The 25,684-nt window shown below is 46.7% G+C and carries 18 protein-coding genes; 8 read left to right on the top strand and 10 right to left on the bottom strand.

What is annotated here, in order from left to right; translation table 11 throughout:
• Positions 1-73: 73 nt before the first annotated feature.
• From Q1V85_RS08860 to Q1V85_RS08840, 5 genes are all read right to left on the bottom strand, one after another.
• Positions 74-1,312 carry a glycoside hydrolase family 172 protein gene (locus Q1V85_RS08860; RefSeq protein ID WP_300599044.1) on the bottom strand — a complete coding sequence of 413 codons (1,239 nt, stop codon included), beginning with the start codon at positions 1,310-1,312 and terminating at the stop codon, positions 74-76.
• 16 nt (positions 1,313-1,328) lie between these two features.
• Positions 1,329-3,185, bottom strand: a complete 1,857-nt coding sequence (locus Q1V85_RS08855; protein ID WP_300599042.1) for a RagB/SusD family nutrient uptake outer membrane protein — start codon at positions 3,183-3,185, stop codon at positions 1,329-1,331.
• 17 nt (positions 3,186-3,202) lie between these two features.
• Positions 3,203-6,397, bottom strand: a complete 3,195-nt coding sequence (locus Q1V85_RS08850; RefSeq protein ID WP_300599040.1) for a TonB-dependent receptor — start codon at positions 6,395-6,397, stop codon at positions 3,203-3,205.
• Between the two features lie 132 nt (positions 6,398-6,529).
• Complete coding sequence (locus Q1V85_RS08845; RefSeq protein ID WP_300599038.1) at positions 6,530-7,558, bottom strand: LacI family DNA-binding transcriptional regulator; 1,029 nt, start codon at positions 7,556-7,558, stop codon at positions 6,530-6,532.
• A 186-nt stretch (positions 7,559-7,744) separates the two neighbouring features.
• The gene (locus tag Q1V85_RS08840) at positions 7,745-9,169 is read right to left on the bottom strand and encodes an MATE family efflux transporter (protein ID WP_300599037.1); all 1,425 of its coding nucleotides are present in this window, start codon (positions 9,167-9,169) and stop codon (positions 7,745-7,747) included.
• A 635-nt stretch (positions 9,170-9,804) separates the two neighbouring features.
• Here Q1V85_RS08840 and Q1V85_RS08835 point away from each other — a divergent pair.
• Positions 9,805-10,983, top strand: coding sequence for a serine hydrolase domain-containing protein (locus Q1V85_RS08835; RefSeq protein WP_300599035.1), 1,179 nt, complete (start codon positions 9,805-9,807; stop codon positions 10,981-10,983).
• Positions 10,984-11,021: 38 nt separating this feature from the next.
• Here the strand turns inward: Q1V85_RS08835 and xylA are convergent, their stop codons facing one another.
• Entirely contained in the window at positions 11,022-12,350 is a 1,329-nt protein-coding gene (gene xylA / locus Q1V85_RS08830) for a xylose isomerase (RefSeq protein WP_300599034.1), read from the bottom strand.
• Positions 12,351-12,354: 4 nt separating this feature from the next.
• Complete coding sequence (locus Q1V85_RS08825; protein ID WP_300599032.1) at positions 12,355-13,869, bottom strand: FGGY family carbohydrate kinase; 1,515 nt, start codon at positions 13,867-13,869, stop codon at positions 12,355-12,357.
• A 117-nt stretch (positions 13,870-13,986) separates the two neighbouring features.
• Here Q1V85_RS08825 and Q1V85_RS08820 point away from each other — a divergent pair, with 117 nt between their 5' ends.
• The gene (locus Q1V85_RS08820) at positions 13,987-15,096 is read left to right on the top strand and encodes a LacI family DNA-binding transcriptional regulator (protein ID WP_300599030.1); all 1,110 of its coding nucleotides are present in this window, start codon (positions 13,987-13,989) and stop codon (positions 15,094-15,096) included.
• Positions 15,097-15,173: 77 nt separating this feature from the next.
• Here the strand turns inward: Q1V85_RS08820 and Q1V85_RS08815 are convergent, their stop codons facing one another.
• Together Q1V85_RS08815 and Q1V85_RS08810 are read right to left on the bottom strand one after the other, a co-directional pair.
• Positions 15,174-16,622, bottom strand: a complete 1,449-nt coding sequence (locus tag Q1V85_RS08815; protein WP_300599029.1) for an alpha/beta fold hydrolase — start codon at positions 16,620-16,622, stop codon at positions 15,174-15,176.
• A gap of 51 nt (positions 16,623-16,673) precedes the next feature.
• Positions 16,674-17,480, bottom strand: a complete 807-nt coding sequence (locus tag Q1V85_RS08810) for an AraC family transcriptional regulator (RefSeq protein ID WP_300599027.1) — start codon at positions 17,478-17,480, stop codon at positions 16,674-16,676.
• Positions 17,481-18,182: 702 nt separating this feature from the next.
• On the opposite strand from Q1V85_RS08810, the gene Q1V85_RS08805 reads away from it, so the two are divergent.
• The gene (locus tag Q1V85_RS08805) at positions 18,183-19,328 is read left to right on the top strand and encodes a hypothetical protein (RefSeq protein ID WP_300599026.1); all 1,146 of its coding nucleotides are present in this window, start codon (positions 18,183-18,185) and stop codon (positions 19,326-19,328) included.
• 379 nt (positions 19,329-19,707) lie between these two features.
• Here the strand turns inward: Q1V85_RS08805 and Q1V85_RS08800 are convergent, their stop codons facing one another.
• Positions 19,708-22,842 (bottom strand): two-component regulator propeller domain-containing protein, encoded by a 3,135-nt coding sequence (locus Q1V85_RS08800; RefSeq protein ID WP_300599024.1) that lies wholly within the window; start codon positions 22,840-22,842, stop codon positions 19,708-19,710.
• 386 nt (positions 22,843-23,228) lie between these two features.
• Here Q1V85_RS08800 and Q1V85_RS08795 point away from each other — a divergent pair, with 386 nt between their 5' ends.
• The 5 genes from Q1V85_RS08795 (at position 23,229) to Q1V85_RS08775 (ending at position 25,624) form a co-directional block, all read left to right on the top strand.
• Positions 23,229-23,645 carry a helix-turn-helix domain-containing protein gene (locus tag Q1V85_RS08795; protein WP_300599021.1) on the top strand — a complete coding sequence of 139 codons (417 nt, stop codon included), beginning with the start codon at positions 23,229-23,231 and terminating at the stop codon, positions 23,643-23,645.
• Positions 23,646-23,707: 62 nt separating this feature from the next.
• The gene (locus tag Q1V85_RS08790; RefSeq protein WP_300599020.1) at positions 23,708-24,463 is read left to right on the top strand and encodes an SDR family oxidoreductase; all 756 of its coding nucleotides are present in this window, start codon (positions 23,708-23,710) and stop codon (positions 24,461-24,463) included.
• Positions 24,464-24,539: 76 nt separating this feature from the next.
• Complete coding sequence (locus Q1V85_RS08785; RefSeq protein WP_300599018.1) at positions 24,540-24,890, top strand: DoxX family protein; 351 nt, start codon at positions 24,540-24,542, stop codon at positions 24,888-24,890.
• A 154-nt stretch (positions 24,891-25,044) separates the two neighbouring features.
• Positions 25,045-25,362 (top strand): hypothetical protein, encoded by a 318-nt coding sequence (locus tag Q1V85_RS08780; RefSeq protein ID WP_300599016.1) that lies wholly within the window; start codon positions 25,045-25,047, stop codon positions 25,360-25,362.
• The gene (locus tag Q1V85_RS08775; RefSeq protein WP_300599399.1) at positions 25,316-25,624 is read left to right on the top strand and encodes a hypothetical protein; all 309 of its coding nucleotides are present in this window, start codon (positions 25,316-25,318) and stop codon (positions 25,622-25,624) included. Before Q1V85_RS08780 ends, Q1V85_RS08775 begins: the two co-directional genes overlap by 47 nt.
• The last annotated feature ends 60 nt before the right edge of the window (positions 25,625-25,684 follow it).

The following is a 25,684-nucleotide window of genomic DNA, read 5'->3' as shown; positions in this document are numbered from 1 at the left end:
CGGCTGCAACTAAACCACCTTCTGTTAACTGCAGCCGTCTTTTTTTAGCAGCAATGAATAACCGGCCATACGTTTACAATCCCTGTATCCTTTCGGCCACCGGCGGCAGCGGCGGCAGCTTACATTCAGGGCGGTCCAGGTAAAAATACGCCGTGGCGGAATAATGATCTACCCGGTAAAAATTCGTCCACTCGTCCTTCGGAAACTGTTCGTCAAATACATCCGGATAGTGCTGTTCATCCAGGATTTTGATAAGGCGTTCTGAAGTCATTACCGTTACCGGCCGGGCACGCCCGCCTGCCTTAATGATGGCCCGGATGGAATCCCTTCCGCCGCCGCCCATTTGCTGGATGGTAACCTTACAGCTGCTGTTAAAAAAAACCGGGTCGGGAATATGATACCGGTAAAATGAAAAGCGACCCTTTACCTTATCCACGATGGGAGCCCCCTGGTATAAATTAGCGAAAGGCCCCAGGTTCCAGGCAGAGCCGATATAATCCTCCGTACCCGTTCCGGCCAGGGTGGGATACTGCTGATCTCCATCCAGGTATATTTTTACTTCGCCTTCGCCAAACCAGGTACTGCCATATACTTTATCTGTTACTATGCCGACATTGGTACCCAGGAAGCGGCCCTTCCCGTGTACCTGCGGAAGAATCGCAAAATCGTCCCCAAGCTTTGAGCCATTGTTGGTACTCCAGTATGCATGGAAGTACCCGGCCTGCAACACCGGCCGTTTCAGCGCGGAAAAATTAATGTCGTAAAAAAGCAACTGCTTCACGTTCGACTCGTTGATGAAAACGATTTTTGCATGCTTTTTAAACGGCATCGGGATATAACAATTAAACGACCGCCCTTCCGGGTCTGAAAAAGCAGCACTCTGAAAGGCTGTTTTCAAACCAAGACTGATCCCGAAGAAATCGCCCAGGGGAGCCGATACCGCCGGCTTTTCCGCATTGTCCCAGTACATTTCAATGCGGATCGATCGAAGCGCTGCCGGGCTCCGGTCGATCACCGTCATCCAGATACGATGAATGATACCGGCGCCGGAATAATCCATCAGCACTTTGCTGGCACCCGGCAGGATCCACTCGGAAGAATGGCCTTTCGCGCCTTTGTTCTCTGTTGCCGCCCCGCCTTTTTCTCCGCGGATATTCTCAAAACTGATCCACCGCGATTCCGTACCCGCAGCCGGCAGCTCATATAACTGCTGCGCCTGCACGGTTCCGCTATAGCTCAGTAACCACCCTAATAAAACTACCTTAAATATTACCTTGCCTACGTAGGTAAAATCATTACAATACATGCTCATAAAAAATGCTTATTCATTACCAAAACGGATTCTGTACCAGGTTGTGATTTTTATCGATATCCCGCTGCTGTATCGGCCACAGGTAATGTTTTTTATCAAAAATCCGTTTCTCAATCATCGTACGTTTATAAAAGGCATCACTGGCGATCGTATAAGGCACGATGGGACTTTCGCTGGTCAACCCGTTTACATTTAAGCCGTATATATTCCGGTTATCGGTAACTTCTGCAATCTTCCAGCGGTGGCAATCAAAATAGCGGTGGGTTTCAAATGCCAGTTCTATACGCCGTTCATGCCGGATGGCTTCCCGCATGGCATCTTTTGAAAGACCGGCTGTAAGGCCCGGCAGCCCTGCGCGTTCACGGATCAGGTTCACATATTTGTATACATCGGCAATGGGGCCCTGCGCTTCATTTAATGCCTCTGCGTAGTTGAGGTATTGTTCGCCCAACCGGAAAAAAATCCAGGTGCGTTTGGGATCCGACTTTGGCGACATTACAAATGCCGGGTGGGTTAGTTTCTTCAGCAGGTATCCTGTTTTACTGTAAAAATCGGAGCTTACATTCGTGCGCCCATCCAGCCCCAGTTTCCAGAATTGTAAAGGCGTTTTACGCAGCTGCGGCGTTCCTGTTTTATATTTTGCCCCGGTAAAATTGATGGTGGCATAAAAGCGGGGCTCGCGGTTCACATACATGGTGCGGGTGCCCGCATAATAATAATCCGTTTCCGTTGCAGCCTGTGCATTTTCGGTATACCCCGACAGCGGATCAATGATGGGCGTCATGTCTGCATTATAGCCCGTGATGGGCCGGATGCCGTTGGCCATTTCATAATCGTCTACCAGGTCCTGTGTGGGCGATTGCAACGGCCAGTTGGCGCCCGTCATGCCCCGTGGTTCACTGTAGGCATCGATATTCTGATAGTCCGGATCATTACAGGTAAAAAACACCTCGTTGTTGAAGTTCATATAAAAGAGCTCCTGGTAATTTTTTACCGGGTTGTTATCCGCTGCACGGTACAGGCCGTAGCCCGCAGCGGTTGCTTCATCAATGCACTGTTTTGCAGCGCTGGCCGCTACCTGCCAGCGTCCGCCGTCAAAGTCGGGAAACAAGCGGGTTCCTTCTTTGTCTTTAAAGCTGGCATAATCCGGGTTGCCATTCCACAACGGGCTGGCCATATACAATAGCGTGCGGGCTTTGAGCGCCAGTGCAGCCGCTTTGGAAGGACGTCCGTAATCACTGGTGGAACTCACCTTGGGCTCCAGTAATCCTGCCGCTTTATCACATTCCGATACAATAAAATTTACACACTGATCGATGGGCTGTCTTTTTACCGTTGTAAAATCCTCATTCAGGTTATAGGTGCGATCAATGATGGGTACCGGACCATACACCCGGATCAGCAGGAAATGATAAAAGGCGCGCAGGAAAACCGCTTCCCCTTTCCACCGGTTGATCTTCGTTACCGGTGCCAGGTCGGAAGGAACCAGCTTATCAATATTCTCCAGGAACAGGTTGGCCTTCCGGATGGCATAATAACAATTCGACCAGAAATCCAGTGTATAGGTTACGGGGTTCCAGTTCCCCAGGTTCATATTGGTGGCAAAATTCCCTTCGTAACTCATCTCCATATCGTCGGAAGCGCCATTGAAGGGATTATTGGGTAACCCAGAGCCGGGGTTATCTACCATACGCAGTTCCTGTGGCAGCTGCGAATAAATATTGGTAAGGAACTGCTCGGTGAACCCGGAATTGGTAAAGATCTGATCCAGCGTAAGGTCGCCATCCGGCGTTTTATCCAGGTATCCTTTTTTACAGCCGGACAGGAACGCGAACACCAGCAAGACAGCTGTTATTTGTATCAACTTTTTCATGATGAATTTTTTTTTCGTTAAAACCTCACTTCGAGACCAAAATTGAAATTGCGGCTAATGGGATAACTTCCCGTGCCAAAATCCGACTCGGGATCAATGGCCTTGATATGATCCCAGGTGGCCAGGTTGGTGCCCTGTACAAAAAGCCTTGCGCCATTGAGTTTCCAGCGTTTCATCAGTGCATCGGGAAAATTATAGCCGATCTCTGCGTTCTTGATCCGCAGGTAATCGCCGCTGCGCAGGTATACCGTAGAACCCACGTAGTTGTTTTTGCTCAACGATCGTACCGCGGGAAATTTTGCTTCGCTGTTATCGGCGCCGGGTATCCACCGCTGATCGTATACCATCTGCATCACATTATACATGCTCTCGCCGGAAGCAAAAGGCATGGCGGTCCATTGCTGTGTAAAGAAGAAATCGCGCCGGGCCGCCCCCGTAAAGAAAATGGAGGCATCAAATCCTTTATAGGATAGTACGATGCCCAGGCCATACATCATCTGCGGCTCCGACCCGTATTTGCCGATCACTGTCATGTCTGCATTATCGATCTTATGATCGCCGTTGATATCCTTATACTTTACATCCCCCGGGCGGATCACGGACTGGAAATAAGTTTGGTCCGGACTGTTGGCAACATCTGCCTCATCTTTAAAAAAGCCTTCGGCAATATATCCCAGGTTGGAGCCGATCGGATAACCGCGCAGATCCTGCCATGGATACTGAAGCTTGGGATAATCATTTTCAATGATCCTGTTTTTTGCAAATGTGAGGTTCCCGTTTACGGAATAATAGAAGCCGCCCTTGGTCGTATTCCGGAACTGGAAGCTGCCGTCGATCCCTTTGTTTTCGGTAATACCCACGTTCCCGAAGGGAATAATAAAATCGGGATATCCTGCATAGATAGGAATGATCCGCCGGCTGAGCAGCTGATCTTCCCGCCGTTCGCGGAATACATCTGCTGTAAGTGTAATCATTCCCTGCAAAAGTTCCAGGTCCATCCCGATATTGGATTTATACGCGTGCTCCCAGGTCACATCCGGATTGCCGATAAAGTTTTCCCGCTTGCCGCCGGGGTTAATGTTCTGGTCCTGGCCAAAAACATAGCCGGGTGCATTTTTATCAAACCGGGTCTGAAATAAGAACCGGCCACCGCCAATACGGTCGTTACCCACCAATCCGTAGGAGCCTCTGAATTTTAAAAGATTGATCAAACCGGAGTTCCAGAACTTTTCATTGGATACGATCCAGCCCGGTCCTACAGACGGGAACAGGCCATACCGTTTTCCTTTCGGGAACTGCTCGGAGCCGGTATATCCTGCATTTACCTCCAACAGGTAGCGGGTATCATAGTTATAGGTAATCCGCCCGATCAGGCCCTGCCTGCGTTCCGGTATATTATCAATGGAGTTGCCGGCATTTACATTGTTATATTGCCGCCTGTTTGCGCCCAGCAATGCGGTGATATTGTGCTTTCCGAAACTGCGTACATAATCCAGCCGTAATTCTTCATATACGGTACGGTAATTCTCATTGAGGTTATACAAGCCCAGCGCCGTTTCCGTTACAATGGGCGTATAGCTTTCCTTGCCGGTAATGGGGTCCTTTTTATAATAAAAAGTGGCCGGGTCTTTAGAACGCACATTCTGCGTAATGTCTACCACATCAAATGCAGCCAGTCCGTTTAACGACAGGCCCTGCACCAGACCACCCATATCCCAGCGCACATTCAGGTTACTGGTGATGGTATTATAAAACTGCGTGGTATAACCGGTTTGTGTAACCAGCGTATAGGGATTGATCCTTGAATCGCCCGAGGCACCGGGGTTGGATCCGTCCGGGTTCTTTACCGGGTACATCAGGGGGTTGGTCAGCTTGAGTACATCAAAAATCGTAGACCGTGCCCTGCCGGGGAAATTAGCAGCTTTTGAAATTCCTGCCAGCCCCAGATCTACAGTCAGCCGCTTGTTCAGCTTTACATCCACCCTGGAGCGGAAGTTATACTGGCGCATCATTGCGTTGGTCTTATATTCTACTTTGGGATCTTCTACATACATCCCCTGCTGCAGGGTGTAGCCCAGGTTTACATAATACCGTACGATCTCGGTTCCGCCGGTAATACCCAGGTTGTTGATACTTTGCATGGTGTTTTTCCGGAAAATGGTCCGGTACCAGTCCACATCCGGGTAGAGATAAGGGTCCGATTGATCTTTAAATTTTTGCAATTCCGTAGCGGAATACTTCGGCGCCTCCCCCACATTGGCCCTGGATTCATTCACCAGGGATGCATATTCATAGGCATTGATATTGTTCTCGATCCGCTGTGGAGTAGCTACTGCTGTTTCTGTACGGAAGATTACCCGCGGCCTTCCGATAACGCCCTTCTTGGTTACGATCAGGATCACACCGTTGGCGCCCCTGTTACCATATACCGCGGTTGCGGAAGCATCTTTCAAAACGGAAAAACTCTCAATATCCTGGATGTTCATATTGGTCCAGTAATCGTTCAGTTCCCGCTCCACCCCGTCTACGATGATCAATGGTTTGTTCACGCCACTTTGTGAAACCAGTCCGCGTATATAGATCTTCGCGGCGTCATAGCCCGGTTCCCCCGAGGTTTGCCGGGTTAACACACCGGCCAGTTTACCGCCGATGGCATTGGTAAGCTGCGGGGTAGAATACTTCTGGATTTCGGCCACGCTCACCGTTGAAACAGCGCCCACCATGGTTGTTTTCTTTTGCGATCCGTAGCCGACCACCTGAACTTCATTCATTTTCTGTCCTTCCAGGTCGGGCGCCAGCTGGATCACCAGGGTTGGACGCTTATCCAGCAGCAGCGCCTGTTCCAGGTAGCCTACCGAGGTTACCACCAGGGAGTCGCCGCTCCGCGCTTCGATGATAAACTTACCATCCAGGTTGGTAACCGCACTGCGGGATGATCCTTTGATCTGCACCGAAGCATTAGGCACCGGGTTCTTGTTCTCATCCTGTACCAAACCATTCAGTATATAGGACGGCACCGTGTCCTGTATGAAGGTTAGGGATGGCGATCTGCCTGTGCGACCGGCAGCGATAGCATGTGCAGTGTTCAGGACGAGGCCGAACAAAAAAATGATTAAACAGCGTTTGGTAATCCGCCGTGCGGGACCATCCGGGGCCGGTATCTTTTTTGCGGCCGGGATGCTGCAAAGCAGTGGAATCATTACTCGTTTCATATTTGAGGCAATTTTTTTTATGGTTGGATCTGCAGCCTTTTTCCTGGCAACAAAAATCCCCTGCATCGTCCCGCACGGGTCAATGGCTGCATCTGATTTTTGAATACGTATTCAAAATAGATGAAAAAAAAGCTATTTTTTCTTTCTTACGGTATTCCGTATTACCAGGCGTCCTTTCATGGCAACGATCCGGGGCGCGGCATTCTTATCGTTTATTTCTTTTAATAGTAATTCTACGGTGCTGGTTACCATATCCTCCAGCGGCTGCTCCCAGGTAGTTAAGGGATAGGGCGTCCAGCCCAGCATCCGGATATTATCAAACCCTACTACCGATACATCTTCCGGAATGCGGAAACCCACCAGCCGTGCAGCATCCATTACCCCCAGCGCAATGATATCACTGCCGCAAAAAATGCAATCAATATTTTTATTACGGGTCAGCAGCTCCTGCGCCGATTTAAATCCACTTTCATAGGTATAGGTTCCGGGGATGATCGTAAGTTCTTTGATATTCCGTTCCCGCAGCACCTCCTGGAACCCCTTCAGTCGATCTACCGTTGTAGACGTATTCCGCGGGCCGGATATAAATGCAAATGTGCGGTGCCCCATTTCCACCAGGTAGGTGGCAATCTGCTGTGCCGCCAGGTAATTGTCGCAGTAAACGGCGCTGCAATTCAATCCCTCGGCGTGGCGGTTAAACAGGATGGAAACGATTCCGCTCCGTTTCAGTTTACGCGTAGCACCTTCTGAAAGCAGGGCATCGGTTACAATAATACCCTCCACATTAAATTCGAGCAGCTTGGCAATCTCCCATTCTTCGATGATCTCATTTTCCGAATTATTAAATATCAGCTGGTAGCCAAGCGGTGCTAAACGGGTATGAAAAATTTCCAGTACGGCCGAATAAAACGGGTCTTTTATATTGCGCATAATAATACCCACCATCATCGTTTTGCGGGTAATAAGGCTTCTTGCCTGGGCATTGGGTTTGTATTCGAGCTCTGCAGCCGCATCCAGGATCTTCTTCCGTTTTTTTTCCGATACATTGGCACCTCCGGCAAACACACGGGACACAGTGGCCTGTGATACCCCCGCCAGTTGCGCCACATCTTCTGATGTGGCATTTCGCTTTTCCGGATTTGTTTTGCCTGCCGATTTCATTATTGAATACGTATTCAAAAACTAAGGTAAAACTTTCTTTTAAACTGACAAATTTTTTTTATTCTTTTTTAAAAGAAGCAAAAAGAGGCGGCCCCTGTCCTGAATCAGCTTGCATTAAAAACGGTATAACTACAACCATCAACCGGATTTTTCAGGACCGCCTCTTTTAACCGCGCACTGCAGCGCCTATACTTTCTTCAGCTTCCAGCGGCCGCGTTTAAACAAAATGAACGAAACCACCGTAATAGCGGCTTCCGATACGGGTATGGCAATAAATACCCCCCGCTCATTCAAACCAACATACACGGCCAGTAAATACGCCAGCGGTATCTGGAACAACCAGAAACCAAAAAGATTTACCCAGGTGGGCGTCCAGGTATCGCCCGATCCGTTAAAGGCATTGATCATCACCATTCCTACCCCGTAAAACACAAAGCCGCAGGCCATCGTATACATAGCCGTTTGAGCAATGGATTGTACGTGTTGTTCTGTGGTAAAAAAAGAAACCAGCCAATTGGCCAACAAAAAGAACACGGCACTTACCAGCACCATAAACAATACATTGTATTTTACGGTGGTCATCACCGAGGCTTCTGCCCGCTCGGGGGCATTGGCACCCAGGTTTTGTCCAACCAGTGTAGACGCCGCATTGCTCATGCCCCAGGCCGGCAACATAAAAAACATCATCAGGCGCAGCGCCGTTTGATAGCCGGCAGAGCCCTCATCACCGCCGGTTACCGCAACAAGGCGCGCCAGCACGATCCAGCTGCAGGATGCAATCACAAACTGGAAGATACCGGGCACCGCAATCTTTACCATCGACCGGATCACCGGAAGATCCAATCCGAAATGCGTAAGGCGCATCCTGAATGATCCTTTGCTACGGAACAGGTGATACAACTGGTACAGCACTCCAATCGTTCGGCCTGTGGCCGTGGCCATGGCAGCGCCGGTTAAACCAAAAGCCGGTATGCCTCCCCAGCCGTTAATGAATACCGGGCATAAGATGATGTTACAGATATTGGCAATCCACAGGCTCTTCATGGCAATGGCCGCATTACCGGCTCCCCTGAAAATACCATTGATAAGAAACAACAGCATGATGGAAATACTGCTGCCCATCATGATCGCCGTAAACTGTTTCCCATGTTCGGCAGCAGGTTCCGATGCCCCCATCAGCAACAGGATCTCTTTGGCATAAAACATACCAACCCCGCTCAGCAGTACTGTTACTGCCGTTGCAATCAGCAGTGCCTGAGCTCCGGCATGCGCCGCACCTTCCGGATTTTTTTCACCAATACGGCGCGCTACCACAGCTGTAGCCGCCATGCTCATACCAATAGCAATGGAATACATAACGGTTAATACCGACTCTGTCAATCCTACCGTTTGTATGGCAAAACTGCTTTCCTTTAAATGCCCAACAAAATACAGGTCAACCAATGCAAAAACAGATTCCATACTCATCTCCAGCATCATGGGAATGGCCATCAGCAATACCGCCCTGCGGATGCTGATGGTTGTATAATCCGTTTCAGTTCCTTTAAACGCTTGTTTCAAAAACAACAGCGCAGCCGATACCTTCGGGGTATCTTTATGATCAAAAGACATAATTTTCTTATTCGTTTAAATGAAAATAAAATGCGATCCCGCAACAGCGGAACGCCACTTGGCAAATAGTTACAACGGAGATCGTTTAATGATACTTAGTGGAGCAGTACAACGATCGAAGCGGCAATGATTTTCATCAAAGTAGATTTTGAAACGCGAAGATAGGAGTTTTTGGAGATTTCAGCGGTCGGATTTTAGTGGTCAGTTATCAGTATTCAGTTTTCAGTATTCAGTTTTCAGACATCAGTTACTGTTGCCTCGTGATCGGTGATACCATCAAGCATCAAACGGATCCAACCTGGAACATTGAACATTAAACCTGAAACAAACACCAGTTTTCAGACATCAGTTTTCAGTATTCAGCTATCAGTACACAGTTATCAGTTTTCAGTATTCAGTATTCGCGGTTCGTTTTCAGTGTCGTGTTCTGAAATGTGTTTTTGATGGATATATGGTTTTAATTTTTGTCTTTTGATTTTTTGCCCGTTGATTGTTGGTTTTTGTTATTCCCCCTTTCGTTCCGTGGCTCCAGCATTTTGTTCCTTGTTTTTTGGCTCTTAGAATTTAGAACTTAAGATTTGGAATTTAATTATTTTTAAGCCTCCTATTGTCAAATCCGTAGGATAACGTTTTAAATGAACCGCCCGCTGCACTTGATCCTGCCCCTGCTTGCAGGCTTTTTTTTACCGGCATCCCACCTGCCTGCCCGGCAAGCTCCGCCGGGGCGCCAGGTATATCCCCTCCCTTCCCTACCCGGAGAAAAGATCATTTCCGCTGAAGATAGCATCAAAAACCGGCGGATCCCGGAGCTGGCGATGGAACAACTCAATAACTTTCCGATGAAGACGCAGTTTTCCATCGCAATAATCCAGAACGGCAACACATCTTTTTTGGGTCTGTTGAAGGAGAAGGATAGCATCCGGACTATTGACAACCGCACCGCCATCTTCGAGATCGGCTCCATTACCAAAGTATTTACCGCTACCGTACTGGCAGCGCTGGTAATTGAGAAAAAATTACAGCTCGAAGACAAGATCAATCCTTATTACCCGTTTCAATTCAACCAGGCTATTCAACCTGATCTTAAAAGCCTGGCCAATCACACTGCCGGGCTTCCGCGACTTCCTTCCAATTTTGCGGCAGCAAGAACGGCACCGCTGAATCCCTATAAAAATTACGGCAGTCAGCAACTGGAAGATTATCTGAAAAATGAATTGCCCCTGCAACAACCGGCAGGAGCAACATTTGAATACTCCAACCTGGGCGCCGGACTATTGGGGTATACCCTTGGGTTATCGCAAAAAACCAGTTTCCCGTTGCTGTTAAAGAAGCGGGTGCTTCACAAGTACCACATGCAGCATACATATACCAGTGCCCTGCAGGCCGGTGCTCCACTTGTAAAAGGGCTCAATGAAAAAGGCAATGAAGTGCCTAACTGGGATTTTGACGTACTCTTTGGTGGCGGAGGGCTGCTATCCTGTTCACAGGACCTGGCGCTATTTGCAACAGCGCAATGGGATACATCCAATAAGGAGCTGGCGCTTACAAGAAGGCCCACATTTACGGTAAACGACCGGATGCAGATGGGGCTGGGCTGGCACATCATTCGCACCAATGACAACCGGCAATTGTACTGGCACAACGGGGGTACCGGAGGGTATACCTCATCGATGGCGATCGATATCGCTGCTCAAAAGGGCGTCATCATTCTTTCAAACGTTTCCGCATTTCACCCGCAGAAAGAACGGATCGATCAGCTTTGTTTTATCCTTGCACGCCTGATCGCAAAAAAGACAGAAGCCGTTGCTCCTTAAAAGCAAACGGCCTCCGTTTAAAAAAAGTGTTTCGAATCTTAAATAAACCGGTTGATCATATTTTCATAGTATTCCTGTTTACCGCTGATCTGTGCCGGCTCCCCGTTTTGAACGGCCAGGTCGCGCAGTGCCTCCAGGCTTAATTTTCCTTCTTCAAAATCCCGCCCCGCTCCTTCCGCAAAGGATTGATAGCGGTTTGCACGCAGTTGCCGGTATTCGGATCTTTGCAACACATTATCCGCAATGATCAACGCCCGGGCAAAAGCATCCATCCCCCCGATATGCGCATAAAACAGATCCGCAGCATCCGTTGAGTTCCTCCGGATTTTTGCATCAAAATTGATCCCGCCCCCGCTGAACCCGCCGGCTTCAAGAATGATCAGCATCGCTTCGGTTAGTTCGTTCAGATTATTGGGAAACTGGTCCGTATCCCATCCGTTCTGGTAATCGCCCCGGTTGGCATCTATCGAACCCAGGAGTTCCGCATCTGCGGCTACCTGCAATTCATGCTGGAAGGTATGACCGGCCAGGGTTGCGTGGTTTACTTCTATATTCAATTTAAAATCATCCAGGAGATCGTATTGCCGCAGGAAGCTGATCACCGTAGCAGCATCGTAATCATACTGGTGTTTGGTAGGCTCGCAGGGCTTGGGCTCTATAAAAAAAGTACCCTTAAAGCCCTGCTTCCGGGCATAATCCTTTGCCATATGTAAAAACCGCGCCATATGCTCCTGTTCCTTTTTCATATTGGTATTCAGCAGGCTCATATATCCCTCACGGCCGCCCCAGAACACATAGTTTTCGCCCCCCAGCTTCAGCGTGGCATCCAACGCCGCTTTTACCTGGGCGCCGGCATGCGCTACTACGTTGAAGTCCGGGTTGGTGGCCGCCCCGTTCATATAGCGTACATGCGAAAACAGGTTGGCTGTACCCCATAACAATTGCACGCCGGAGGCCGCCTGCTTTTCAAGCGCATAGTCGGTAATGGCCTGCAGCCGCCGTTCGTTCTCCGCCACGTCGTTGCCATAATCTACCAGGTCCACATCATGAAAACAATAAAACGGCAGCGACATTTTTGTAAAAAACTCAAATGCGGCATCCATTTTATCCCGGGCCCGGTCCAGCGCATCGCTGCATTGGTCCCATGCAAAAAAATGCGTGGGTCCGCCAAAAGGATCGCTTCCATTCCCATTAAAAGAATGCCAGTAAGAACAGGCAAAACGCAGCCAATCCTTTAACGGCCGGCCTGCCACTACCCTTGTTTCATCATACCAGCGAAACGCCAGGGGATTATCCGACTCCAGCCCTTCAAATGTTACCGGGCCGATTCCTTTAAAATATTCAGTAGTTCCTGTAAGTACCTGCATAACCTTATTTATTTTGATGAATTTGTTGATCCAGTTGTATCCGCCACTCCTGGTAAATGGGTTCATATACTTCCTGCAGTGCAGCATCCGGTGCCATCACTGCTGCCCGTTCCAGGTTTTCAAACGCATTGGCCTCTGTATATATGCCCAGGCCAATGCCCGCGCCGATAGCAGCGCCCACACTGGCATCCGTATGATAGAGCTCCAGCGTAAGCCCCGTTACATTTACAAATGCCCGGGCAAATACTTCGCTTAAAAAAAGATTGGCTTTCCCTGCCTTTACAACGGTCGCCTGCAGCCCGTTTTCCCGCATGATGTCCAGTCCGTACCGGAAGGCAAAGGCTATACCTTCCTGAACTGCCCGGTACAAATGGGCCGGGGTATGCAGGTTGAGGTCGATGCCCGAAAAGCCGGCATCTGCAATGGTGTTCTGCAGCATCCGTTCCGCACCATTGCCAAATGGATAATAGCGCAGGCCGGCAGCGCCCGGCGCTACCTCCGCCGCCATTTCGTTCATCTGTGTATAAGAATGCCGTCCTCCGGTACAATCCCGGATCCAGCGGTTGCTGATGCCCGCGCCGTTAATGCAAAGCAACAGCCCGATACGTGGCTGGCCGGGAAGATGGTTTACATGCGCAAAACTATTGATCCTCGAAAGCGGATCATACACCAGCTGATCGGTTACCGCGTAAATAACCCCGCTGGTGCCGGCGGTGGTTGCAATTTCGCCGGGCTTTAATACATTTAATGAAAGCGCATTGTTTAATTGATCGCCGGCTTTATAGGTTATGGGTGTTCCCGCCTTCATACCCAGCTCCCCGGCAATCCTTGTACCTAATATTCCATGCACCGAAAATACCGGCTGCAGGTCGCCAAAAAGACCGGCATCAAATCCAAAAAAATCCAGGATATCTTCCGAAAGTGTATGACTGCGGAAATCCCAGAAGGTACCCTCCGAGAACATCGACACCGTGCTGGTAAGCGTATTGCTCAGCCGGAGCGCAATATAATCGCCTGGCAACATCGCTTTATCGATCTTTTCGTAAACGGCCGGCTCCTGCTCTTTGACCCAGGCCAGTTTTGCTGCCGTAAAATTGCCGGGATAGTTCAGCAGATGATGCAGGCACTTATCCGCTCCTATCGCTTTTAATGCCCGCTCACCTTCGGATATGGCGCGGCCGTCGCACCAGATGATCGCATCGCGCAACACCTTCTTTTCAGTATCCGTAACCACCAGCCCGTGCATCTGGTACGTGATCCCGATCGCATCAACCGCCTGCAGATCGCAGTCCGCCCGTTCACCCAATTTATGAATGGCTGCTTTTACATCTGCCCACCATTGTTCCGGGTCCTGTTCGGCCCAGCCCGGCTGCATGGATTTAATGCCCCGCTCCGTCATGTCCGGACTGGAAGCGGTGGCCCAAACATCCCGGGTAACTGCATTTACCAGCGCCACTTTCACCGCAGACGTTCCAACATCAATACCCAATAAAAAACGATTATTTTTTTTGGCAATCATGAATCCTTCATTTTACTGTCCCTTGTTCCGGAACAGACTGCAATATACTGCTTTTTAAAATGTAATCGATTTCATTACCGAAATAAAAATGGACGAAAAAAGGGTACATTTGCTGCTATGGAGAAACAGGTGACCATTTATGATCTTGCACGCGCGCTCAATCTTTCCACGGCAACTATCAGCCGGGCACTGGATGATAGTCCGTTGGTAAAGCCTAAAACGCGGGAAAAGATCCGGGCCATGGCCGAAAAAATGGGTTACCGTCAAAACCTCATTGCCAGCAACCTGCGCAAACAGCAGTCGCGGACCATTGGCGTACTGCTGCATGAGGTCAACTCCTATTTTTCTACTTCGGTGCTGGCTGGCATTGAGAAAATTACCACAGAGGAGAAATATGATATCCTCATCGCCCACTCCGGTGAAGACGGCGAACGGGAAATTGCCAATACCCGCAACCTTTTTAACAAACGGGTAGACGGACTGATCGTATCGCTGGCCATGACCACCACGGCCACGGATCATTTTAACCCGTTTTTTGAGCAAGGCATCCCCGTGGTATTTTTTGACCGGGTAGCCAAAAAGATGCCTTGCAGCAAAATTGTGATCGATAACGTTAAAGCGGGCTACGAAGCCACCGGACATTTGCTGCAGCAGGGCTACCGCCGTATTGCCCATATCACTGCCAGTTTACAGCGGAATGTTTATGAAGACCGGTTCAGGGGATACAAAAAGGCCCTGACCGACCGTCACCTTCCCTTTGACCCGCTACTCGTAGAAAGCTGCAGCCTGAACCGGGAAGACACACTCGAAGTGATGAACAAATTACTGAAGCAAAAGCCGGATGCTTTTTTTATTACCAATGACTTTGCTGCTGCTGTTTGCATGGACGAGTTGCAGCGAAGAGGCGTTCGCATACCGGCGGATATCGGGATCATTGGTTTTAACAATGATATTCTTGGCAGCCTGATTAACCCCAAACTGTCTACCATCGATTACCCGGGAACCCTGATGGGAGAAACGGCTGCACAAACCCTGATCGAAAAAATTAAATTAAAGAAAAACGGCAAAGCAGCCGCCGAGCACAAAAGCATTACCATTCCCAGTACCCTGCTCATCCGGGAATCATCGGTAAAAAAAGGCAGCCGGCCGCGTGGTGAGACAAAAAAAGTTCCAGCCCCGGAATTCCGGCACCGGGGAACCAGATCCGGCAACGGATCTGAAATATAAATTCACCTGGTGAAAGCAGGAAGCCGTGGAGCATGGAGCCGGATTACCGGATACCCATTCAATCCATTTTGAATCCCTTACTCAATTCGTACATCTTTTGATTTAGACACCAGTTTACTATAAGGATCTGCAAAAAAAGCCTCCAGGTAATCTACTCCATCGATCTTAAACCCGGCACCATGACCCGCATTGTGTTGGATCAGCAGTTGCGCGTTGGGCAGGGTTCGCCGGATAAGCCGGTTATAAAAAAGACTACATCCCGGATCCAGATCGCCGCCGCCGATAAGGACCGGTACGGACGAAAACACCGGGTGTTTAGAGCCCCCTGACGCTGGCTTCACCTTCCAGCACGCACATACCGACCGGTCTACGTTATTATAGCGGTAACCCCACAACCAGGGCAACACGGCGTTTTGCTGGTGTTGTAAATCTTCGCTGGACATTAATGTTTGATCAGCACAAAAAACAGTATAACGCATGCCGGCCGCTACACTACTCTTACCATTAAAGTAGGCATTTAAGTAGGCGGTGATCCATTTTTCATGCCGTCCTTCAATGAAATCAATCATGATGGCAGGAACAGGAGCCCCGTCTCCTTCCGAAAGTTTATCATTGATCACTTCCAGCAGATCGCTTTTTGAATAAAAGACCCGTATACTGTCCTGCTTCCCGTTTTCCAGGTAATTGATGGAAAATTCCCGTCCGGTTATACCGGTAAAATAAGCCTGGAAACGCTTTTTTAGTCCCGTATATTTCCGATCCGCGGAGTCGGTCCGGCAATTTTCAAAAACAGTCTCCAATGCTTCATTAAAGTTGAACAATGCGTGTTCATCATAATGAACCGATACCGGCAATGGCGAACGCAATACCAGGGTACGCACACACTCCGGGTGGTTACGCGCCACTTCCAGCATCAGGCCTCCGCTGTAAGACAACCCAATCAGATTTAACGAATCCAGTTCCAGGGCCTTACGTAAATCATTGATATCCGAAGCACTTTCCATCGTCGTATAGGCCGGCAGATCGATGCCTTGTTTTGTCAGTCGCTCCCGGCATTGTTTAATGGCTTCCAGCCTTAAACTGTCGAAATTCAAACTGGTTTTATAACGTTGGTTGTTAGCCGTTGTTACCTCGGCACATTCCAGGCAGGGAATCGCCATCTTTGTTCCGCGTTGCCCCAACATAATCGTGCCCCCGAATTTTATATAACCGAATTCGTACCCGATGCTATCAATGCCAAACGTGGTGCTGTAGCCAGGCCCTCCAACCATATATAAAGAAATATTCCGGGTCGGATGCTGATCGGGCCTCCGAATAAAAATAAAAGGCAACTGAATGGTTTTGCCATTGGGCTTCATGCGGTTTTCGGGTACGATCAGGTACCCGGATTTAATAATCAACCGGGGATCATTCCAGGCAAATTGCTTCCATTCAATAGCAGGTTTATACGATTGCGTAAATGCAGCGGCCGTTACTACCAGGCAAAGTCCAAACAGCAGCCCCCTGATTAAAATGTTGCGTTTCATTTTACAAAATTGCCGGGAACTACCGGCCACAACAAGTAAAAAACGGACAATTTATAAAAGGGCCGGAGGCAACCTGGCTTCCGTAAACCGGACCACCTCCTTCTGAAAATGACTGCGGTCATAGTATCCGTAATCGCAGGGATCAAATTTCCCGGGGTCCTGTACCCAATCAATAAGGGCGGTTCTTGCCCGGAGCACCGAAAAATACTTCTTGGGAGAAACCCCTATTTTACGCTGGAAATACCGGTTGATCGTTTTAGAACTGAGAAAATGCCGCTCCGCCAGTTCCGAGGTATTGAGCAACATGCCACTATCCATATAGGAGCTCACTGAAGCATGAATCATTTTGATATAATGATCGTTTACGGCTCTTTTGGTGCAACAACTTAAAAGGTGTGCGTTCAATATCTTTACCCTGTCCTGGAAACATGCAGCTGTTTTTATTTGCTGAATGAGTACCGGCGGCAATACCTGCCGTAAATCATAAACCGGCTCCGTCATTTCCGATTGGCGCATACCCAACACCGATTCCAATCCTCCGGGATAAAATTTGGTAATAAAAATATGATCATCCGGATGATTGAACCGCTCCGTTATCCGGTCCCGAAGAATCAATACATCGCTTTCCCTGCGGATATGAAATAATTGTTTTCCAATGGACATTTTGTAAGAACGGCCCAGATTGATATAAAAAGTGGGTGTCCAGCTGGGAAACATTTTAATCGTGTAGGCTTGTCCCTTCAGGAATAGCTCCGTTTTGGCGTCGCAGGTTTCGCCATAAAACTCAACAAAATCTGCAAGCTCAACGGGCCTGAAGAAATTATATGTTTTCCGGATGTCTTGAAATATTTCAGTCATGAAACTGGCGTAGAATGGTTATTGTTCCGGCAGGGACGATGAACATTGCCAAACGTCCGCTGCTCAACTAAATTACAAAAGCCCTTTCGTTTTCCATTTAACAATCTGTTAAACTCTTAGCGTAACTTTTTAGTTGCCCACCTATACAAATATCGGGTTTATTCCTTCGCGATCAAAAGTTGTTGCCGCTTCAACGAATGATTATTGCTTAATGCTTCTTTGTAAACGGGCGCCTTTTTTAAAACCCGGTCAAATTATATGTCTTCAGCAGGTCCGTTTCGTTTCTTTTGTCAATAACATCCACTTCAATTTTTTGGGGGTCCGTTTTTCATAAAGTGATTAAGGATTTTACATTGAGATAGCGCCTTCCAAAAAGCGGAGGAATTTCAGAGCAGACAATAGATGGCTGGGAATAATACCCGTTTCTTTTAGTGATAACCCGATTCCCGATCCGGCATGGATGAATTTTGCCAGGAAATAACAGGAAACCAGACAACCTTATCCCTAATATTAGTGACAGTCCTATTATATAAATCATGTTTTTAGATGATTGATGGTCGCAGCCTGCCGATCTATTTTTACATCGTTCATTGCATGCAACATAAACGGCCTATACTATTTAAGCCCTTAAAAAACCATCAGGGTGCAATACAATAGGAGTAAACGTATTGATCATTTTTAAAAACCATAAAAAAGTAAGACATGAAACACGTATTCCCTTATTTATCACTAATGCTTATCCTGGTACTATCCCATTGTACCAAACAAAGCCAAACCGGTTCCAATTTACAAATTGAAAAAGTTCAATTGGAAAGAACCGCCCTAATATCAAAAGCAACACTATTTACGGAACAGAAGGATTCGAACGCATCTGTTTCGCCCATACCTCAAAAATTCTTTGACGACGTAGCCGAACTGGTAGCCCCTGTACAGGAAAAATTAAACAGCATTCTAGAGAAAATCGACCCGGAATTAAACAAATCGTACCAGGAAGACGCAAAAAAACTGGGTACCATAAAATCAGATGCAGAACGGGATAAATTTCTTGATATGATGAAAGACAAATACCATGATTTTATACAAAAAGGCTGGACAGAAACAGGGGTAGATGAAAAAGCATATAAAGAAAAAATAACAGGTCTGTTGCCGGAAGCACTACGGGGGTTCATCAAATTCGATGCTGAATTTTTGATGTTTTATTTTGACATCATCCGCCCCAATGGTTCGATGACATGGATGCTCCCTCCGAATACAGATCGTTACCCTGCTGATCCTGACGATACGAAAACGCCCCCTACACCAACCCCTCCTTGCACATGGGGCGCAGGAAACACCTATTATCCGGGCATTCAAAGTACCAGTGCCTATATCGAAAAAGCAATGGCATCAGATGCCTATGCATACGGAATTGGGGCAAATGGCATTTATGCACTTGCGCTCTCCTATCCGTTCCCATGGGGAAGATCGCTTGCCAGCATTAGTCTTACAGGCAGTGTTAACTTTGCCAATGCCGCCTGCGCCAATGTAAAAGTTCAGAAAACGGTTAATTGGGACGCAACGGTGTATGGGTTCACATTTTACGGGCATGCCAGCGTAGGTACTGCCGAATACAATACGGGGTATAATGCGGGGAATGTAATAGCAGTGGCTCCTGTGATCTGGTATTTCAGGGTTCAGCGCAAAAAAGTCATCACAGAGGATTATACCATACCCAAAAACGATTGGAAAGTAAGTTTTGGTGCGAATATAAAAGCCACTGCATTCTCGGAGGGTGTGTTTTCGAATGCCGGCGGCAGAACCTGGCTCTCTATACCCAAATGGACCATAACCGAAATGTGCTGCAAGTAACAACATAAGACCATCTACAGATACCGTCAGCAAGCGCCACAAAAATTTTAGTGGCGCTTGCTGTATTAAAAATAACGGATGAAAAAATTTGTATCGCTTCCCGGAATATGGGGAAAAGGGCGTAATGCGTCCGGTCTTCCCGGAAAAACGGAGTTTTGGATGGTGCCATACGCTACCGGCTATGCTACAAAATAGTACAACAAAAAAGCCTTTGAAAATAATCAGAAGCTTTCTTATTTGCCGGGACGACCAGATTCGAACCAGCATCCCTTCCGCCAAAGCGTGCACAGTTCAACTTACAGTAATGAAATGCATTTCTTTAGCACGCCATTTTAGCTGATTTGTATCAAGCAACACTGGCTGCGGGGTCTTTCCTGCATTATTTTTTTTGCGGTCGGGCGGGCAATGTTAAAATAAACACATTGAGTCCATTTATGGCTTGTAATTGTAAATCCCCCCTGTGTAAAAGCGCCAGGGATTTCGACAGGGCCAGGCCAATACCGGTGCCGGGCTGATTTTTATTCTGGTTTAAACGGGTAAAGGTTTCAAATACTTTTTCCCGGTCTTCCGGTGCAATCAACGGACCGTTACTGGCTACACTTATTTGCACAGTATCTGTATCACCGTCATGCTTTGCCGAAAGGTTTACGGTTCCGTCACCATACTTGATCGCATTATCCAGCAGGTTCGTAACAATCTTGGTAAGTGCCTCCCTATCCGCATGTACATGTGTCAGCCCTTTATCTATCTCCGATGTAAACACAATGCCCTTCTCCTTTATAAGCGGGTCGAAAACAAAATAGATCGATTCGAGCAAGGGAGACAGTTCTATCAGCCCGGGCTGTAATTGCACCTGGGCACTTTCCGTCTTTTTTAAGGTAAGTAGCTGATTAATGAGTTGTATTGCCCTTTGAACCCCCTCTTCCATGATGGTAAGATATTTCTGTGTGCGCGGCAGGTCCTTACTATCATTCTTAGCCATTTCCAAAGGGGCTTTCAACAAGGTTACCGGAGCCCTTATCTCGTGAATAACATGGGTAAAGAATTCCGTTTTCGATGCATAGATCTCTTTCTCTTTTTCAATTTCATATAACATCGTCATTCTTTTCTGTTTTTCGGCCAACCGGTTTTTATAGATTCTAAAGGCCAGCAATACTAAAAGAGCAAGCGATAATGTATACAATAAATAAGCCCAGATAGTTGTATAAAAGGGCCCATTAATCCTGATCTCAAGTGTTCTTTCATTCTGCTGCCAGACACCGCGACTGTCGGTAGATCTAACTTTAAAGACATAATTACCAGGAGGCAACCCGGTAAAGCTTACGTTATCCTTTCTTTTTATATAATGCCAGTTTTTGTCCAGGCCTTCCATTATATAAGCATACTGCACGCCCTCGGGAGCCGCATAAGTAAGGGCAGCAAAGCTGATATCAAAAGAAGATTGCCGGTAGCTAAAAGTAATGGCCTCTGTCATGGCAGCAGAACGTTTTAAGGGCCCGTTTTCCCTGTCAATCGCAAGAGGCTTGTTTTGCATTGAAATACCGGTTATGTAAACAGGAGGTATAAAACTTGCCTGGCGTATCATACCCGGTTTCACTCTTATCAAACTACCCTGGGTAGCGATGTAAACATCTCCGTTGCGGGCCTTATACGAAGTAACATAAGAAAACTGGCTTCCGAAGAAACCTTTTATCTGGTGATAATTAGTAACGGTTTGAGAAGCCGGATTAAAAAACACCACACCGCCTGTTGTAGTTACCCAAAGGCCTCCATCATTATCCTCCGCAATACCCGTAACAATATTGGAAGGCAAGCCATGCCGCGTAGTATAAATATGCACCCGGGTATTCCTGGTATTCACCTGTATCAGGCCGTTGCCGGTGCCCAGCCAAAAACTGCCGTCCCTGGCTATAAGAAGAGCCGAATTAATGCCTGTGGGTAAAATATTCGCCCCATCTACCATTACCTTCAATTCACCTTTTAGTTTTTTCTGCTCATTATAAAAAAACAAGCCATGGCATAATCCCCAAACGGTGCCATCGGCTGTTTGAGCAATAGCGTTATAAGGTGTGAGCTGTGGGAAAGAAGTAGCTGTTGTAAATTCCCTGTTTTTTTTATTATACCGGGATATACCATCTGTTGCGCCTATCCATACGGTTTGGCTGTCAGCATCGGGGTAAATAGACATAATACGGTTACTTTTTAAACCGGACTTTCCGTCCCCTTCTGTAAAACGATCTGTTATAACTTCCTTATCAATATCCATTACATCTATTCCGTATCTCCAGGCGCCTATCCATAGCTGGTTACCATCGCAGGCAAGCCCCAGCAAATCGGGACCTGACAGGCGCCCTTTTTTACTCTGCGGAGCATACGTTACAAACTGCCGGGTTGCTGTGTTAAATTTATTAAGGCCATTATCACCGGCTATCCATATATTTCCTTTGAGATCTTCTGTAACATTAGTGAACGTTTTCCCGCTTATACTATTACCGGCATCCGTACCCGGCATATAAATTTCAAAAGCGCTGCTTACAGGTGGATAGTAACTAATTCCACTATAGTAGGTAGCGCACCAAATACCACCTTCGGTATCCTTTAAAAGGCCCTGCACGTCGTTTGCCGCAAGCGAATTGCGGTTCAGGCTGTTTTCATCAATCTTATTTTTGAACCGGCCTAAACTATCCAGCATATAAATCCCCCTCTTAGTGGCCATCCAGTACTCATTGGCATGCACCTGAACGAAATCACGTACCGTAACGGTCGAAGAGAGATCAATGCCCATTTGCAGCGCTCTTACCTGGTGCGATTGTGCGTTGAACGCTTTCACGCCCTGTATCACCCCTACCCATAGTCTGCCGTTTCCTTTGTCAAAAATTTTAAGAACCCTCCGGGTACTGGCGGGCTGCTGCTCAGTATTTACCGGGTAAAAAATGAAACGACGCTGATCAGGCAACCACAATCCGAGCTCACCACTCTCAGTCCCCACCCACATTTGCTTATGATCAGTAATAATAACATCTGTATACAGGCGCCGTTCGGGATTGGCATATCTTCTTGCCTCACGGTTTGCCGGATCACATTCATACATATCATTACGAAGTGAAAGCCACACCTTTCCTGCGGGATCTTCTGCCATACCATATACCGTACCATCAGGTACATTTTTAACCTGTAGCAGCTGTTCAGTGGTATCATTGAAAACAAAAATGCCTTTATTAGTAGATAGCCATAGAGCGCCGCTGCTATGCACCAGCAGATCCCATACATATAAGGTTCCAGTAACCCTGGCTTTGCTGGAAAAATTACGAAACACTTTGAAATCCTTACCGTCAAAACGATTCAGGCCATCGGCAGTCCCTATCCATATAAACCCTTTTTTGCCCTGTGCTACACAGAAAGTGGTATTGTTGCTAAGACCGTTAGTAATATCGAAATTGGTGAACACATTCAACTGCCCTTTAGCAGGGCTTAGGTTCGACAATGAAAGGAGCATACATGCTACTATTAACATACGACCTTTTATAAGAGATGCGAATTTGATAAAAGCAGCCATGAATATATTCTACAATTTTAAGGACCAGTTCAATCATTCAAATTTAGGGCAAAATAAATTCGACGCTACTAACAGGGTCAAAAAATGAGACGTTTGAGCAATTTATTTTTAATCTTACTACCGCTCTCCCTGTTTGATACAAATAACAAAAAAAAAGGGACTTATAGTAAACTAATTTCATTTGCTTTCATTCAACTTTAATATAGAAACGATAACATTCCACGCTGTTTTTGTCGAACAATATATTTTGTATCAAACACTGGATGAATGCAGCTGGATTCGATAAATAGATCTACAAACTTGAACGATTAGTGACCGGGATACGGTTGCAATAAAATTTAAAAATGACAACCTTTAATAATATGATGACCGAAAGCAGCAGCACTGCCATTAGCCGGCAATACCTGCATTCTTTAGATCATCATATCGGGGATGTCATTAATGGCGATGCTATCGAGTTCCTGGAACTGAACCAGATCGCGCGGGAACCGGCCATTTCGCACCGGCACCCCACCGATGTTATCCAAAAAGAAAACGGGCATCACCCCTGTTATTTTTATGATGCAAAGATGATCGACAAGGCAAAAGCACTCATTATTCATACAGATTTGTCCATTGCCGAAATTGCATGCACACTTACATACCCCCCCTCTAACTTTTCTAAATTTTCCCTTAAATGGATAGGTTGTACCCCGGGATCATTTAGAAAAAATCACCGGCAGAATATTCTGAATTATAAAAAACCGAAAAGTTCACCATAGTAAGCCCGTTTACCGGGCAGACCTTTGTGCCACATTTCACTTAAACATTAAATTAGAAAAACATGGCAAGAAACGACGCAAAAGGCAAAGTAGTGGTTATAGCCGGAGGGGGCAAAAACCTGGGCGGATTATTAAGCAAAGATTTTGCAGCAAAAGGCGCAAAACTGGTGATCCATTACAACAGCGAAAGCTCTAAAGCCGAATCAGAGCAAACCTTACAGGAAGTACAGGCGGCAGGTGCTGAAGCCATCCTGATACAATCGGACCTGACCAAGGTAGAAAACATCACTAAACTTTTTGATGCCGCTATCGAAAAATTTGGCGGTATCGACATCGCTATTAATACAGTAGGTAAAGTATTAAAAAAACCTTTTGGAGATACTACCGAAGCCGAGTATGACAGCATGAGTGATATTAACGCTAAAGTAGCTTACTTCTTTATACAGGAAGCCGGAAAGAAACTGAACGACAATGGTAAGATCTGCACTATTGTAACGTCTCTTCTTGCTGCCTATACGGGTCTTTATTCGACTTACGCTGGTATGAAGGCGCCTGTTGAGCATTTTACCAGGGCTGCTTCAAAAGAGTTTGGCGGTCGTGGTATTTCTGTTACGGCCGTTGCACCTGGCCCAATGGATACACCATTCTTTTACGGACAGGAAGCTGATGATGCCGTAGCTTATCATAAATCAGCTGCAGCTTTGGGCGGACTTACCGATATCAAAGACATTGCACCTTTAGTCGAATTTTTGGTAACGGATGGCTGGTGGATTACGGGCCAGACCATTTTCGCTAACGGCGGTTATACAACAAGATAATTGATCCAACCTTTTGAAAAAGATAATTGAAGGCTTACGCCTTCAGTTATCTTTTTTTAATCATTCAACTGAAACTATGATATTAAAAATCATTAACGCAGCACTAATGCTGGTGGCCGTTTTTATGGGCTTAAAGCAGGGCTATGCCATGTTTTCGGGTAAACCGGAGATGCTGGAAATGTTTGGCAAATGGGGATTTAATAAATCGGGCCTGATGATCAACGGAGTTGTTACCATCATCGCAGCCTTACTTATATTGTTTCCCAAAACATTTGTATGGGGTAATTTCTTAATGGCCGCCGGTATTTTACTGATCATTTGTTTTCACCTGATGGATAAAGATTTTAAAGGGGTATTGGTAGAACTCCCTTTTCTGTTACTGAACCTGGTGATCATTTACCTCCAACATCCTTTAAAAAAGGCATAGACATTCCACTTATCTATCCCATTCAATCATGCGATATGAAAGTTCCTTCTATGATCAGCTTATTGATATTAAGTATTTCACTTACCGCCTGCGGGCAAAATAAAAGTCGTACTGCTACAACATCATCCAAACAAACTATAAAAAAGAAACCACTATGGATTTTTCAAAAATCACTAACGAGAAAGTAAAACAGGCAATTGAAGCATTAGATGCCGGAGACAAGAGTTGGTATACATTTTTTACAACAGATCCAAAAATGACCGACGATGGCAACAAAGTGGATTTTAAAAGCTTTTTTGCAAAAGCACTAGGTAATGAAAAATTCCTGACCATCGACAAAGTAGAAAACGAAGGCAGGGATGTATCCGGCAACTTTAAAGCCGGCCAATGGGGCACTTTCAAAGTATTCTTTAAATTTCACCTGAATGCAGAAGGAAAATTTGACTGCCTTGACATCGGGCAGTCGCATTAATAAGTCAGCTGTTATAAAAAACTCATTTTGTAGCAAAGTATTGACTTTTCCAGCCTTGTCAAACGATCACAACTGGCGTTTATACAGCAGGTTGCAGGGACTTTATATACACGATCTGAAGCATGGCGATCATTCCCGTAACCAGTATTTTGTAAGGCAGAGAGTTTCTTATAAACAATTTGCTATCAAAGCCAGCGCTAACTGGGACTACTATGAAGCAACCAAAAAAGAAAAACGAAAAACTACCGCTACAACAGTGTAAATTAATATAAGCTTGGCATGTGCTAATTTCAGCATCAAATTTTTTGTTGTATATTATGAC

The sequence above is a fragment of the Niabella sp. genome (assembly GCF_030150205.1).
In the GTDB taxonomy this organism is placed as follows: Bacteria; Bacteroidota; Bacteroidia; order Chitinophagales; family Chitinophagaceae; genus Niabella.
This window is presented reverse-complemented; position numbering and strand designations above follow the sequence as displayed.